A 13924-nucleotide genomic window follows, 5' to 3' on the forward strand; every position below is an offset into this window, starting at 1 on the left:
GGTCGATTTCGATGCCGACACTTTGACCGGGACGATTACCGGCTTCAGGGACGGCTCCGGTGCCGTCATTGATCCTGGCTGGTCAATCGATTTGTCTTCAGATGATCTCGACTTCGACAGCGGGACCGGTTTCAGCGACGAAGACTCGATCGTCTATCAATTCCACCTGCCGCAGGTCGCGGACGGCCGCTCCTCGCATGAGTTGCCGCCCGAGTACCTGTCCGGCGAGTTGCTCCACGCGTTCGACAACGGGTCCGTTCTCGGGTCCTTTGGTGCCAGGCGTCAGCACGAGAGGCACGCGCCTGAGTAACCCCGAACGGAGGAGGCGGTTCGGGGACGGGTGTACTTTGTCTTGCCAGACTCAGTCCAATGGACGTAGGGGCAGAGTGCTGGAGCATGATCGCCGGCACGCTCGTGGCATCAATTTCACGGAGCGGTTGGCTGCTCTCGACTCGCACACGGATCGGGTCGTCGAGCACGAGCGTTTTCGAATTGATGCTTCAATCGAGTGCGACGTGCTTCTTCAGAGTCTCAAGAAGCGCATCATGGAAATCGTCGACTGTCCCTCCCAGCGGAGGAACATTGGAAACATAGTCAGCCCCAATCGATTGGTCCGGTCGCAGTGTTCGTGCTGCGCGGGTACTCAGCATGCCCCCACCTCTCGCATTGGAGTTGAACCAGACAATGGGGGTTGGTCAGTCCTGCAACCGACCATCGGGCAGCCGTCGGATGATTCGGTTGCTGCAACGGCCAACTTGCGGGTCGCGACTCTTGGTATTGGCCAAATTATCGTCCCAACGTCCGCCGGTAGCTAGACGATCCACGCCTCAATGTGGCCCAAACAGGGCAACGCGCGGCCACATAATGGTTTTATGGGTGGTCAATAAATGGTAATACCGACAGACATGGCGCTGGCCTCGTCCCCGCAAGGCTTCGTCTCGTGTTCTCGTTCCCGATCGCTTGGCCGGTGGGTCTCGGTCTGTCGGCTTTGGCGTCTGTTCAGTAAGGTGGAAGCGTGTCTGGACGACCGCGTCTTGCCCCGTCGTTGCTAGCGGCAGACTTCGCCTCGCTGGGAAGCGAGACGCGGGCCATGGAAGCCGCGGGCGCGGACCTCATTCACGTCGACGTGATGGACGGGCATTTCGTCCCGGTGCTGACCTTCGGCCCCGCGATCGTCAAGGCGCTCCGCCCGCACACGAGCCTGCCGCTCGACGTCCATCTGATGGTGGAGCCGGCGGAGCCCGCCGTGGAGGCGTTCGCCGCGGCCGGCGCCGATCTCATTACCGTTCACATCGAAGCCTGCCCGCACCTCGACCGCACGTTGCGCCGGATACGGGAACTGGGGAAAAAGGCCGGCGTGGCGCTCAATCCCGGTACCTCCGAGAGCCTGCTTGAGCCGGCGCTCGGGATCTGCGACCTGGTCCTGGTGATGACCGTGAACCCCGGCTACGGCGGCCAGACGTTCCTCACCGATCAGCTCCGCAAGATCCGAACGCTTCGCGAACGCATCGATGCGCGCTCGCTCCCCGTGGATGTCAGCGTGGACGGGGGCGTCAATCCGGAGACCGCGCCGTTGGCGATCGAGGCGGGAGCCGACATCCTGGTGGCCGGGGCGGCTGCGTTTCAGGGCGGTGCTGACGAATATCGCGGGAACCTGGACAGGCTGAGATCCGGCGGACGCGCGTCGTGATCGGAAGCGGAGCCGCCCGCGACCCGTATGGCTCCGAACCTCCGTGGCGCGGTGCACTGTACGGGTCGGCGCTTTGGAGACTGTGGCTGCGCCGGGGCGGCGCCGAGACGGTCGTCCGTCACGTGGCGGATGCGGTACCCGGGGACGCCAAGCTGGGCGACGCTTTGTTCACCGGAAGCTACTCGTTCCAGGGTGAAACGCTCATCTCCCGGAGCCAGCCCGTCTGGGAACCGGAAGGGCACAGTGCCGCTTGGCTGGAAGACCTGCACGGCTTCCTCTGGATTCGCGAATTGCGCGCCGCCGGGGACGAGCTCGCGGCCCTGCACGCGCGAAAGCTGATCGAGTCGTGGCTCGAGGCCTACGCGGAATGGCATCCAAGCTTCTGGCGCATCGACATCCTGAGCAACCGCGTGTCGGCCTGGACGCTGCATGCGGATTTCTTGCTGCGGCGGGCGGACGATGACTTTCGCCGACGCTTCGAAGCGGCTCTGACGGCGCAGGTTCGCCACCTGGTGCATGGTGCCCGCCCCTCGCGTCTCCCGTTCCGACCCATAGCCGCCGCGCGCGGGCTCCTGCTGTCGGCCCGGCTGCTGAGTGGCGGCGCCAAGCGCCTGCGGCAGGCGCAATCCCTCTTGCAGCAGGCGCTCAAGACGGCGCCGGGCCACGATCCATCGGTCTCTCCCGTACCGTCCGAGTGCGTGGGATTGCTCGAGCAGCTGATCACGCTACGCGGGGTCCTGATCAAATGCGGCGACGAGCCTACGGCGGCGACTCTCGCTCCGGCGCTCCGCGAAACGACGGCCTGTCTCAGCACCTGCCTGTTGGGAGACCACCAGCTTGGGCGGTTCCATGGCGGCGTGGTCGGCGAAGCCGGGCAGATTCGCCGCCTGGTGAACGTCGGTAGGGATGCCGGACCTGGTTCGGCCGACGCGACCGGTTACCGGCGGATGTCCGTCGGCAGCACCACGGTCCTCGCAGACTTCGGGCTTCCCCCGACGGGCGGGAGTAGCGCGCCGCTCGCCTTCGAAATGAGCGACGCCGACCTGCGCATGATCGTCAATTGCGGTCCGGTCCGGATGCTTGCCGCCGTGACGGGCACCAAGCTGGCGGACAATGCCGCGCATTCCACGCTGTCGGTCAACGGCAGCGATGCGCGACTGCGGTCCGACCGGCGCAACCCGATGGTGACGGCGGAACGGCGCCCGCGGGACGACGGCGAAGAGGTGACCGGCATGCACCGGGGGTACGAAGCGCGCTACGGGATCGTTCACGTGCGAAGGCTGGTACTCACCCGCGACGGCCGGACGTTGACCGGCACGGATACGTTGACGGGGCGCCGCGAGCATCCGTTCGCGATCCGGTTTCACTTGCATCCGAAGGTGCACCCGATCGGCGGCGGGGATTCACATTCGATTCTGCTCAGCCGGAGCGGGCGCGAGTGGGAGTTCCGGTTCGAGGGTGAAGCCGCGTTGTCGATCGAGCCGTCGGTCTACGTGGACAACGGCGGGGAGGTCGCGGACACCTGGCAGGTGGTGCTCTCCGGTCGCTACTGCAGCCCAGTCACCGCGGTCACGTGGCAGTTGCTCCGCTCGGACAGCAAGTGAGCTGGTGGCGTGAACGTGTCAGGTACGGATGACGCAGCCGGCGAGCGACAGGCCGACGCCGAACCCCATGACCAGCACCGTCATGCCGGCCTGCAGGCGACCCTGCTCCTGCGCCTGCCGCAGCGCGATGGGGATCGTCGCGGAGACGGTGTTACCGACGCCGTCGAGGTTCTGGAACCATTTCTCCGGGACCACGCCCAGCTGTTCACGGAGGCGATCGAGAACCACGGCGCTCGCCTGATGAAAGACGAACAGGTCGATATCGTCCTGGATCAGATCCGCGCGCTCGAGCAGCTCCCGAACGGCATCGGGCACCACGCGGAGGGTGAAGGCGAGCACCTTCGGACCATCCATGAACAGGACTGGCCCATCGACGTCGGCTACCCCGTTGTTCGGGGTGAGCGTGAGGTAGGGGGCGCCGGATCCCTCGGTGGTGAACACGAAAGGCCCGATCGTGCCGGGTCCGTCTCGTTCCACGACGCAGGCCGCTGCCCCGTCGCCGAAGATCGGCCGCGACGTACGGTCGTAGCGCGAGATGTAGCGGCTGTAGTGGTCCGTACAGATCAGCAGGATGCGGGCAGGGTGAGCATTGGCGATCAGCGACGCCGCGACCGACAGTCCGTACACGAAGCCGGAACATCCCTGAATGAGATCGAAGGCGAGGAGCGTGCTGGGCAGTCCGAGCCGTTCCTGCAGGAGGCAGGCCGTGGTCGGCAGGGTCGACTCCGGAGACTGTGTAACATGGATCAGGCCGTCCAGAGACGCGGGATCAACCCGCTCGAGGAGCTGGCGCGCAGCGTCCTCGGCGAGCACGGTCGCGGTTTCCTCCGGCGACGCCACGCGCCGGGTGCTGACGCCAGTCTTGGCGTGCAAGCGCTCGATTCGCCAGTGAGGGTTCAGCGCGCCGAGGTCTTCGAGGGTCTCGGTCCGGGAACCCAGCCGGTACTCAATATCTGCGATCTGCAAGTTCGCGTCCGGGGGCAGTCCTGTCGCCGACCAACCTATCGGGGGCTCGCGATTCCGTCAAAATCTACTCCGCGTTCGCGAAGCCCGGAGCCATGGCGTTGACCCTGCCGGACGACAGAGGCATCGGCGAGATCGAGCGGGCGATGCGCGCCGCCGGCCAGGCGATCGTGGCGGTCCGTGCAGCCGGCGCGGCCGACCCCGAGTTCAAGTCCGACGGATCGCCTGTGACCGAGGCGGATCGCAGGGCCGACGCCATCCTGGTGCATGCGCTGCAGGCTCTCGACCCGGACACCCCGGTGGTGAGCGAGGAGCGCCAGCGCCCGGCGGGCCTCGACGCCGCTGCCCGTCACTGGCTGATCGACCCGCTCGATGGAACCCGAAGCTTCCTCGCGGGAGGAAACGATTTCACGATCAATGTCGGGCTGGTGATCGGCGGCGAACCGGTGTTCGGCAGCATGCTGGACCCTGTCGGCGGCCGGTTCTACTGGGGCGGCGTCAACGTGGCGGCGCGCGCCGCCGACGCGGACGGAAACCACACCATGCTGCGGGTGCGCCCGTGCCCGGCCGACGGGCCCACGGTTCTGACGAGTCGCTGGCACGAGGCCGCGTTCGAGCGCAGCATGGGGCGAATCGAGGGGGGACGGCGTGAATCCATGAGCAGTGCGTTGAAATTCTGCCGCGTGGCCGAGGGGACCGCCGACCTGTATCCCCGGCCCGGTCGCACCATGGAGTGGGACACGGCGGCCGGCCACGCCATCGTGGTGGCCGCCGGCGGGGCCGTCTCGCAGCTGGCCGGCGGCCAGCTCCGCTATGGCAAGCCATCGCGGGAGAATCCTGCGTTCCTGGTCGAGGGCTCTCCGGACTGGCGCCGGTTTCTCCGTCCCCGCGACCGCTCGGCGGGTGCTTCGTGAGCGTCGTGGACCCCGGCACCGTGCCGGTGCGGCGCGCGCTGCTGTCGGTATCTGACAAGACCGGCCTGGTTGAATTCGGCGAAGCGCTGGTGGCGGCCGGTGCCGAGATCCTGTCGACCGGCGGGACGGCGGCGGCGCTCCGTGACGCCGGGGTTCGGGTTACCGAGGTTGCCGACCACACGGGATTCCCGGAGATCCTGGACGGCCGGGTCAAGACGCTGCACCCGGTCATCCACGGCGGCCTGCTGGGACGCCGCGATTCGAGGGACCACCTGGATGCGATGGCCGCGTGTCGGATCAGTCCGATCGACCTGCTGGTTGTCAGCCTGTATCCGTTTGAAGCCAAGGTGCGCGAGGGTGCCGCGCCGGCGGAATGCGTCGAGAACATCGATATCGGCGGGCCGGCGATGATTCGATCGGCCGCCAAGAACCACGATTCCGTCGCGGTCCTGGTGGATCCCGCGGACTATCGCGGGGTGGCGGCGCAGATCGCCGCGACCGGGGGCATCGGCGCCGACGCGCGCCGATGGCTGGCCGCCAAGGCGTTCGCCCGTACGGCCGCGTACGATTCGATGGTGGCGGAGTGGCTGGCCCGGCACGCGGGCGCCGATGTCGGCACCTTTCCCTGGTACAGCGTCGGCGGGCCTCGCCGGAGCACGCTCCGGTACGGCGAGAACCCGCACCAGCACGGCGCCTTGTTCACGACGGGAGCGGCGGAGCCCGGCGTGGCACAGGCGCGCCAGTTGCAGGGGAAGGAGTTGTCCTTCAACAACCTGAACGACGCCGACGCGGCCTTTCGGCTGGTCGCCGAGTTCGCCGATCCGGCGGTCGCGATCATCAAGCACGCCAACCCGTCGGGGGTGGCCGCGGCGGCTGTGACGGCCGACGCCTTCCGGTTGGCGCTGCGTTGTGATCCGGTGTCCGCATTCGGCGGCATTGTCGCACTCAATCGGCGGCTGGACACTGAGACGGCGCGCGCCATTGCGACGCTGTTTGTCGAAGTGGTGGTGGCGCCCGAGGTTCCGGCCTCGGCCCGCGCCGTGTTCGAGGAGGCCGGAAGGACCAGCCTTCGTCTGCTCGAGACCGGCGGGATGCCGGATCCTGCCGGCCCGGCGCCGGACGTGCGCACGATCGCCGGCGGTCTGCTGGTGCAGGATCGTGACAGCGGACAGGTCGGTGAAGCCGACCTGGAGGTGGTGACGGAGCGGGCACCGACGGCAACGGAGATGCGTGACCTGCTGTTTGCCTTCAAGGTCTGCAAGCATGTGAAGTCGAACGCGATCGTCTATGCCAAACACGGTGCGACGGTCGGTGTTGGGGCTGGCCAGATGAGCCGTGTGGACTCCGCGCGGGTAGCAGCCGGCAAGGCGGCAGAGGCGGCTCAGGCGGCGGGTCTTGGCGCGTCCCTGGCGGCCGGGTCAGTCGTCGCGTCGGACGCGTTCTTTCCGTTTCCGGACGGACTGCTGGCCGCCGTCGAGGCGGGTGCCACCGCGGTCATCCAGCCCGGCGGATCGGTTCGCGACAAGGAAGTGATCCGGGCCGCCAACGAACGCGGCGTTGCCATGGTGTTTACAGGGATGCGGCACTTCCGGCACTGAGGCGCGGCGTCAGGCGGCAAGCGCCTCCTCGATGGCCGCCGCGACGTGCAGCAGGGCGCGGTTCTGATCGGCCGGCCGGGCCACCATGAAGCCAACCGGCAGCGAGTCGGTCACGGGTAGCGTCACGGCGGCGAGGTTGAGCACGTTGCCCAGTCGAGTGTTCCGCAGGGCGAGGGCGTTCGCGCGGGCGTAGGCGTCGCGATCGGCGGTGACCTGGGCGATCGGCGGCGGCAGGATCGGCAGCGTTGGATGGACCAGCGCGTCCCAGCCGGCAAGGCGTCCCGCCAGCTTCCCGGTCAACCTCGCCGAGGCATCGCGCACGGTGAGAAAATCCACCGCGGACATGGCCCGGCCTTCGGCCATGCGCGCGAGCACGTCCGGATCGATTTGCGCTTCGCGCCCGTCGATCAGATGTCGGCAGGTCACGTAGCCTTCGGCCGTCACGATGCCGCCGTGACGCTGCAGCAGGTCGTGAATCTCGGTGAATTCCGGAATCTCCGCCTCGACGACGGTCGCTCCGGATCGCCGCAAGGCCTCGAGTACCGCCGGCATCGCTTCGGCCACCTCGGCGTCCGCCTCGTCATGCACAAGGTTGCTGGCTGCCAGCAGGCGCAGGCCGTCGGCGCGGGCACCCGCCAGATCGACCGGGCTGTCGTTGGCGAGAATCGCGAACATCTGCGCGGCGTCGGCGACCGAACGGCACAGCGGCCCGACCGTGTCGAGTGTGGAGGACAGCGGCAGGACACCGTCCCGCGGCACGGCGCCGATCCCGGTCTTGAAGCCGACCAGGCGGTTCCAGGTGGCGGGGATCCTGACCGACCCTCCCGTGTCGCTGCCGATGCCGATGGGTACGTGGCCGCCGGCCACCGAGACGGCGGCGCCGGCCGAGGAGCCACCGGGAACCCGCGGGACGTCGGTCATCGCGGCGTTGGCCGGCGTGCCGAAGTGCGGATTCGTGCCGATGCCGCCGAGCGCGAACTCGACGGTCAGCGTCTTGCCGATGCAGACGAGCCCCGCCTCGCGGCCGCGGCGGACAACTTCCGCGTCCAGTGCCGGCGTCCGGCCCGCCAGCTGCGGCGAACCGCCCTCCGTGAGCACGCCGGCGGTGTCGAAGAGGTCCTTCCACGAGATCGGCACACCGTCAAGCGGACTCCGCCGCAGGCCGGCGGCGGCGCGGTCCGCGGCGGCGGCCGCCTCGGCGCGCGCACGCTCCGGCGTGAGCCGGACGAAGCCGGCGGATTCGAGACCGGCTTCTTCAATCCCGGAAAGGCACAATTCCGCCAGATCGACCGGGCTGAGTTCTCCCGTCTCGATTGCGCGCCCCAGGGCAAGCGCGGTCGGCTGGCGTGCGTCGTCGGTCATGGCTGGAACGAGGATAGTGATTGGCGAGGCGGGCGGCAGCCCGCTTGGTCTTCGGTTCCTCGCCGGCTGCCGTATGCTCTCCGAGACGTGGCGGCCGAGGAGTCATCAGAGCAGATGTCGGAGGCACCGCTCCGGACGGAAGTGTTGATCGCGGGCGCCGGTCTTACCGGAATGACGCTGGCGGCGACGCTCGCCTCCGCGGGCATCGACTGCAGGATCGCCGATCCCGCGGCGCGCAGTTCGCGGCGCGATGTGCGGACGACGGCCATCACCTGCGGGTCCCGGCGACTCTACGAGGCGATCGGGGTTTGGGGGGCGGTGCGCGCGCGGGCACAGCCGATTCGCCGGATTCGTGTCGCGGAGAGCGATGTACCTTTGTACCTGCATTTCGAAAGCGATGACCTCGGCGAGGGCCCGGTCGGGCACATCGTTTCGAACGACGATCTCTCGGGCGCCCTGGGATCCAGGCTCGGGCGTTTGGGCGTGGCCACGGACGCGTATGCCGTCGAGTCGTTCGAGGAGTTGCCGGGCTGGGTGCGCACCCGACTTTCCGACGGCTCGGTGATCGACAGCCGGATCCTGGTCGGCGCCGACGGACGGGCCTCGCCCGTCCGGGAACTGGCCGGGATCGGCAAGCGCACCCGTGCCTACGGGCAGACGGCGATGGTGTGCACGATCCGGCACACGGAACCGCACCAGGACACGGCCGTGGAGCGATTTTTCCCCTCCGGGCCGTTCGCTGTGCTCCCCCTGCGTGGCCGCCGGAGTGCCGTCGTCTGGACCGAGCCCCGCGGCGCGGCGCGGCAGCTGATGCGGCTGCCGTCCGCGGACTTCCAGGCGGAACTTGAGGCGCGGTTAGATGGGATGTTCGGGACTCCCACCGTGGAGGGCGCACCGACGGCATTCCCGTTGTCGCTGGTGCTCGCCAGGCGGCACACGCGCGGGCGCGTGGTCCTGGTTGGAGATGCGGCCCATGCGCTGCACCCCATCGCTGGCCAGGGCTTCAACCTCGGCCTGCGCGGGGTTGCGCTCTTGGCAGAACTGGCCGCCGATCACATGCGGCTGGGACTCGAACCCGGTGACCCGAACGTGCTCGCCGAATTTGCCGACCGACGGCGCATCGATACCGCGAGCCTCGTTGCGGTCACGGACGGCGTCAACCGCGTGTTCTCGAACGGACTGCCCGGCCTAGGCTTGGTCCGTGCCCTCGGCCTCGGGATGGTCAACGCGATTCCCCCGGTGAAGCAGGCGCTCATGCGCCAGGCGATGGGCATCGCCTCCGGCATCGGCGCGCCGCTGCCGCGGCTGATTCGGGGCGAACCGCTTTGACGGAAAGCCGGTTCGGCTGAACTTGCCCGCGAGGGGAACCACCGGTCGCGCCGGGTTCCAACCGGACTGTGCCGAAAGGGCCAGAGGCTAGCCCCCAAAAGGGGGACGCAGGGAGCCGCGGGAGCGGTCCAGATGCTGCATCGTGGCGAGCCGTTCCCGCTGCCCGGAGGCGACCGTGGCGCCGGCAAGTGTCTACGTCGTCCGGTCCCGTCGGATTGGCCGCGACTCGGCCCGTCGCCAGGCGCGAAACACATGATCGGCGCCGCGCTGGAATTCGAACGGGACCGGTTCGATGGCGACCCGTACGTTCCTTCGTTACAGGAATTGCCGGCAAGCGTCCACATGGGGCGACGGCGTGCCGTCCAGGCTGATCATCGGAAACACCCGCACTTCGACAGCAACGCGCGTGAGTTCTGACAGGGCGCTCAGGTGGAAATCCAGGTCAAGTTCCCGGCCGTACAGGAACAGTAGGTGCGAGCAGAGGGCGAGGTCGAAACGGGAGGCGGGGAAGGGGAGCCTGGGCAGCTCTCCGCAGATGTATCGTCCGGTCGCCCGTCCCCGCGGGTAGTCGGAAAAGAACCGGTCGGCGGCCTGGCGGCGCGCCGCCAGCAGGCCGTCGATATCGCCGTAGAAGTCCCAGACGAAGCGGTCGCGCTCGGTGGCCAGCGCTTGCCCGATTTGATACTCCGCGTCGGCAAGCAGGCGCCGCATTGCGGGTATCTCGAGCCGGTAGCCGGGGTCCACCGCCCTGACGTCGACGCCCGCCCGGGTCATTTCCGCGGTGAAGGACGATGGACCTGCGCCGCAGTCGAGGACCGTTCCCTGGAGTTGATCTGCGCGAAGTCCGAAGAAGGCCAGGTATTCGTAGGCCCGCCGCCCCCATGGCGTCACCCCGGCCAGGCCCAGGCGCGCGGTCGGCCGGTTCACGGCTCGCGGCTTAGGCCGGCCTCTTGCAGAGCCTGCAGGTAGTCCTTCCAGAGCGCCGCCTGGCGCTCGCCCAGTTCCCTGAGATAGCTCCAGGAATAGATGCCGCTGTCATGGCCGTCGTCGAAGCAGATGCGGATGGCGTAGTGCCCCACCGGCTCGACCGCGGTAATGCCGATGCCGACTTTCCCCGGCACCAGCTGCTTAGGGCCGCCATGCCCTTGGACCTCGGCGGACGGGCTTTCCACCCGGAGGAACTCGGCCGGCAACTGGAATGCGGCGCCGTCGTCAAAGGCGATGTCGACGATGCGTTCCGCGCGGCGCACCCGTACTGTCACGGGTCGCGTGCCGGGAGACGTCATCAGGGCTCGTCTTCTTCCAGCGCCCTGGCTTCATCCACCAGCATGATGGGGACGCCGTCCCGGACCGGGAAGGCGAGGCCGGCCGCACGGCTGATGAGCTCGTTGCGTTCACGGTCGTACTCGAGGTTGGTCTTGGTCACCGGACAGACCAGGATCTCGAGCAGGTGCGGGTCCACCGCTGGCCCCGACGGTGCGTCGGTCAATTGATGCTCCCGGATCCGGACCCCGAACGCTCCGCTTCCTTCATGGCCAGTGACGCCAGCAACATTCGCGCCCTTTCGACGACCCCTTCTGCTTCCAGCATTCCCTGCTTCTCGCGGTTGTCCAGCTGGCAGATGCGAATCCCGAAATGAAGGAGCATTTCGGTCGCGTCATCCGCGAGATTGTCCCAGTTTACCTTCAGGCCGTGCGTTTGCGCATGCAGCCGGAGGGCGGTCAGCAGGCCCTGGTGGTCAAGGTTGCTGCAATCGGCGGGTTCGAAGTCGGGCCTGAACTCGTCCCATTCAACGGTGGCGCGCCGGTACCCTCCCTGATCAAGCGCGTCGGACGTGATCCGGAATCGCGCGATGCCCGTGAGTTGCAGCAGGTAGCGCTCGTCGTCGGTCTCGTGGAAGGCCTGGATGTACGCTGCGCCGCCCACCGAGTAGAGGGGACAGTCGTTGGGAATCGGATGCGTGTATGTCGTGCCGTCGTCGCGGGGCTGGATGACGCCGAACAGACGCGATCCGGCGAGCGCATGGTTCACCATGCGGAGGTAGCGAGGTTCAAATGCCTGGATCACGATCCGGTCACGAGGAAACATGATGGCGCCAGGCAGCGGGAAAAGCGGGAGGTGTGTCGGTAACTCCTCTGGGCCGGGCGGAGGCACAGAACGGCTCAGGCGAACAGGATCGCAGACAGCCGCATACGCGTCTGCGAAGTCAGGGGATCACCCTCTCCGAAGACCTCGAACAGCTTCAGCAGGCGCTTCCGGGCGGCGGCATCGTTCCATTGCCGGTCGCGCCGCACGCTTTCGAGCAACTGGTCGACAGCTTCCTCGCGGGCATCGTTGGCCAGCAACGCGTTCGCCAGATCGATGCGGGCCTGGTGATCGTCAGGATCCGCCTCAACCTTGGCCTTCAACGCCGACACGTCACCGGCCTTGCTTGCTTCAGCGGCGAGCGAGATTGCCGAGCGGAGCGACTCGATCGCCGGGTCCTTGGCGAGATCTTCCGAAATGTTCTCCAGTATTTCGCGCGCGTCGGCGGCGCGGCCAGCCTTGAGCAGCGCCTTCCCGAGCCCGGCGATCGCGCGCGCATTCGCGCCGTCGCGTTCCAGCACGCTGGTGTAGAGATCGGCCGCCTTCTTGGCGTCGTCGACGAGCGCGGCGTCTGCGGCGTCGAGCGTCTCGCTGATCTCCTGCTGCACCGCGCCCACGGACTGCTGGGCGACGCGGTCGACGAAGGCACGCACCTCGGAGTCAGGCAACGCTCCCGCGAAGCCGTCGACCGGCTGACCATCGACAAACGCGTACACCATCGGCAACGACTGGACCCGCAACTGCGCCGCCAACGTCTGATTCTGGTCGACGTTGACCCGTGCGAGCGCCACTTTGCCGCCGGCAGCACTCACCGCCGCTTCCAGCATCGGTGTGAGCTGCTTGCAAGGGCCGCACCAGTCCGCCCAGAAATCCACGATGATCGGCCGACTTCGGGACGCGGACAGCACATCCTCAGCGAACCGGGCAGTGTTGGTATCGAAGATGTGACCCGTGGGAGCGGCCTGAGCGCCGCCGATCAGGACGTCGGAATCTTGCATGGATTTTCCGATGGAGGGAGGGCTTGCCACGTGCTGAAGGTTGCGCAGCCGGGACCTTACATTATCATGCCGCACCCGACCGAGCGGGCGTAGCTCAGGGGTAGAGCGCTACCTTGCCAAGGTAGAAGTCGTGAGTTCGAATCTCATCGCCCGCTCCAAACCGGGCTCTGCGTGACATCGTGCGCCACCGCAGCTGAACGACGGTGGACGCCGGGCCCGGGCAATCGCCGCACCCCCGGTGCGGCCGGAAAAGCACTCCAGTCCCGGACGGGGCGCCGGCCGATGCGCAGTGCCGAAACCAGGCGGCAAGCCGCGCTCACAGCCGTTCGTCGAAGTTCCCGATCTCCGCGAGCACCAGCGAGAAGTACTCGTCGTCCGTCGTGTAGTGGCGGCGGAGCTTGAAACCGGCGCTACGGACGAGGCGTTCCAGCGAATCGCGGCTGAACTTCCGGCTGACCTCGGTAAGGATCGACTCGCCGCGGGCGAAGCGGATCTGCTCGTCCAGGATGCCAAAGGTCACGGTTTGCGGCTGCATCGCCACCAGGCGCATCTCGATCTGGGCGTTCTGCTCGCTGTAGACGGCGTCATGGCGAAAGGCCTCGGGCTCGAAGTCGGCGCCTAGCCGCGCGTTCAACACGCGGAGAACGTTCTGGTTGAAGGCCGCGGTCAACCCTTCTGAATCGTTGTAGGCGTCGTGCAGGACCTGCCGGTCCTTGATCCGGTCGGCGCCCATCAGGAGGAAGTCGCCGGGCTCCATCTTGGCGGCAAGATCGCGCAGGAAGCGGATGCCTTCCGGCTCGGTAAAGTTGCCGATGGTCCCGCCCAGAAACAGAAAGAGACGGGGTCCCTCGGGCACCGGCAGCGCATCGAGGCCGGCCGTGTAGTCGCCGACAAACAGCTGCACGGACATTTCCGGATGACTCTGCCGGAGCCCCTCGCCACCAGCCCGCAGCGCGTCCGGCGATATGTCGAACGCCGCATAGGTCGCCAGCGGCCCCACCTGACAGCACGCGTCGATGATCTGCGGCGTCTTTCGCGACATTCCGCTGCCGAACTCGAACACGGTCGCCGGCCTGACGGTCGCGGCGACATTCCCGACCACTTCGGTCAGGAGCGCGTCCTCGGTGCGGGTGACGTAGTACTCCTTGGTCCGGCAGATCTGGTCGAACAGGTCGGAACCCGCTTCGTCGTACAGATACTTGGGAGGTAACGAACGCGGCGAATCGAGTAGCAGTTCGCGCACGTCATCCGCCAGCGTCGGGATGGGTCGGGACGGAGGAATGACCTGCGCAGTGAGCTCGCCCAAGCCGCCAGTGATGTCCATGATGGTAGTCCGGCTCGGGAGCAGTTCGGCCGCTGTTCGGACCCGGCGCGGTGTCCG

At 67.5% G+C, this 13924-nt stretch carries 14 protein-coding genes and 1 tRNA gene; 7 read left to right on the forward strand and 8 right to left on the reverse strand.

From position 1 onward, the window contains the following. From OXH60_08395 to OXH60_08405, 3 genes are all read left to right on the forward strand, one after another. Window positions 1-310, forward strand: a 310-nt coding sequence (locus OXH60_08395; protein ID MDE0712141.1) for a hypothetical protein, incomplete at its 5' end; no start/stop codon positions are given. A 705-nt stretch (window positions 311-1015) separates the two neighbouring features. After that, window positions 1016-1690 (forward strand): ribulose-phosphate 3-epimerase, encoded by a 675-nt coding sequence (rpe, locus tag OXH60_08400; protein MDE0712142.1) that lies wholly within the window; start codon window positions 1016-1018, stop codon window positions 1688-1690. After that, window positions 1687-3294: a heparinase II/III family protein gene (locus OXH60_08405; GenBank protein ID MDE0712143.1), complete on the forward strand. Its 1608-nt coding sequence runs from the start codon at window positions 1687-1689 to the stop codon at window positions 3292-3294. The genes rpe and OXH60_08405 overlap by 4 nt, the downstream gene beginning before the upstream one ends. A gap of 18 nt (window positions 3295-3312) precedes the next feature. Here OXH60_08405 and OXH60_08410 read toward each other — a convergent pair whose 3' ends face one another. Beyond that, window positions 3313-4260 carry a ketoacyl-ACP synthase III gene (locus tag OXH60_08410; protein ID MDE0712144.1) on the reverse strand — a complete coding sequence of 316 codons (948 nt, stop codon included), beginning with the start codon at window positions 4258-4260 and terminating at the stop codon, window positions 3313-3315. A gap of 92 nt (window positions 4261-4352) precedes the next feature. Between OXH60_08410 and OXH60_08415 the strand changes: the two genes are divergently transcribed. Both OXH60_08415 and purH read left to right on the forward strand, forming a co-directional pair. Then, window positions 4353-5171, forward strand: a complete 819-nt coding sequence (locus tag OXH60_08415; GenBank protein MDE0712145.1) for a 3'(2'),5'-bisphosphate nucleotidase CysQ — start codon at window positions 4353-4355, stop codon at window positions 5169-5171. Between the two features lie 5 nt (window positions 5172-5176). Beyond that, on the forward strand, window positions 5177-6769 hold the full coding sequence (purH, locus tag OXH60_08420; protein ID MDE0712146.1) for a bifunctional phosphoribosylaminoimidazolecarboxamide formyltransferase/IMP cyclohydrolase: 1593 nt from the start codon (window positions 5177-5179) through the stop codon (window positions 6767-6769). A 9-nt stretch (window positions 6770-6778) separates the two neighbouring features. Here the strand turns inward: purH and OXH60_08425 are convergent, their stop codons facing one another. Continuing rightward, on the reverse strand, window positions 6779-8131 hold the full coding sequence (locus OXH60_08425) for an amidase family protein (protein ID MDE0712147.1): 1353 nt from the start codon (window positions 8129-8131) through the stop codon (window positions 6779-6781). A gap of 114 nt (window positions 8132-8245) precedes the next feature. Between OXH60_08425 and OXH60_08430 the strand changes: the two genes are divergently transcribed. Further along, window positions 8246-9460, forward strand: coding sequence for a UbiH/UbiF/VisC/COQ6 family ubiquinone biosynthesis hydroxylase (locus OXH60_08430; GenBank protein MDE0712148.1), 1215 nt, complete (start codon window positions 8246-8248; stop codon window positions 9458-9460). A 315-nt stretch (window positions 9461-9775) separates the two neighbouring features. On the opposite strand, the gene OXH60_08435 is transcribed toward OXH60_08430, so the two are convergent. Genes OXH60_08435 through OXH60_08455 form a run of 5 tightly spaced genes read right to left on the reverse strand, consistent with a single transcriptional unit; the run spans window position 9776 to window position 12543 of the window. Then, window positions 9776-10387, reverse strand: a complete 612-nt coding sequence (locus tag OXH60_08435) for a hypothetical protein (GenBank protein ID MDE0712149.1) — start codon at window positions 10385-10387, stop codon at window positions 9776-9778. Next, the gene (locus OXH60_08440; GenBank protein ID MDE0712150.1) at window positions 10384-10746 is read right to left on the reverse strand and encodes a DUF971 domain-containing protein; all 363 of its coding nucleotides are present in this window, start codon (window positions 10744-10746) and stop codon (window positions 10384-10386) included. The genes OXH60_08435 and OXH60_08440 overlap by 4 nt, the downstream gene beginning before the upstream one ends. Next, complete coding sequence (locus tag OXH60_08445; GenBank protein ID MDE0712151.1) at window positions 10746-10949, reverse strand: Trm112 family protein; 204 nt, start codon at window positions 10947-10949, stop codon at window positions 10746-10748. The genes OXH60_08440 and OXH60_08445 overlap by 1 nt, the downstream gene beginning before the upstream one ends. Then, window positions 10946-11614 (reverse strand): LON peptidase substrate-binding domain-containing protein, encoded by a 669-nt coding sequence (locus tag OXH60_08450; protein MDE0712152.1) that lies wholly within the window; start codon window positions 11612-11614, stop codon window positions 10946-10948. The genes OXH60_08445 and OXH60_08450 overlap by 4 nt, the downstream gene beginning before the upstream one ends. Before the next feature lie 8 nt (window positions 11615-11622). Beyond that, the gene (locus OXH60_08455) at window positions 11623-12543 is read right to left on the reverse strand and encodes a co-chaperone YbbN (GenBank protein MDE0712153.1); all 921 of its coding nucleotides are present in this window, start codon (window positions 12541-12543) and stop codon (window positions 11623-11625) included. A gap of 83 nt (window positions 12544-12626) precedes the next feature. Between OXH60_08455 and OXH60_08460 the strand changes: the two genes are divergently transcribed. Continuing rightward, window positions 12627-12701 (forward strand) — tRNA-Gly (locus OXH60_08460). Window positions 12702-12859: 158 nt separating this feature from the next. On the opposite strand, the gene egtD is transcribed toward OXH60_08460, so the two are convergent. Further along, window positions 12860-13867 (reverse strand): L-histidine N(alpha)-methyltransferase, encoded by a 1008-nt coding sequence (gene egtD / locus OXH60_08465; protein ID MDE0712154.1) that lies wholly within the window; start codon window positions 13865-13867, stop codon window positions 12860-12862. Between the last annotated feature and the right edge of the window lie 57 nt (window positions 13868-13924).

Source organism: Rhodospirillales bacterium, from assembly GCA_028824295.1.
Taxonomy (GTDB): Bacteria; Pseudomonadota; Alphaproteobacteria; order TMED109; family TMED109; genus VXPW01.

Excerpts from the sequence above, each read along its gene's own strand:
- OXH60_08415 (MDE0712145.1), top strand. The coding sequence starts at position 4,353 with ATGGCGTTGACCCTGCCGGACGACAGAGGCATCGGCGAGATCGAGCGG.
- OXH60_08425 (MDE0712147.1), bottom strand. The coding sequence starts at position 8,131 with ATGACCGACGACGCACGCCAGCCGACCGCGCTTGCCCTGGGGCGCGCA.
- OXH60_08430 (MDE0712148.1), top strand. The coding sequence starts at position 8,246 with ATGTCGGAGGCACCGCTCCGGACGGAAGTGTTGATCGCGGGCGCCGGT.
- OXH60_08440 (MDE0712150.1), bottom strand. The coding sequence starts at position 10,746 with ATGACGTCTCCCGGCACGCGACCCGTGACAGTACGGGTGCGCCGCGCG.
- OXH60_08455 (MDE0712153.1), bottom strand. The coding sequence starts at position 12,543 with ATGCAAGATTCCGACGTCCTGATCGGCGGCGCTCAGGCCGCTCCCACG.
- egtD (MDE0712154.1), bottom strand. The coding sequence starts at position 13,867 with ATGGACATCACTGGCGGCTTGGGCGAGCTCACTGCGCAGGTCATTCCT.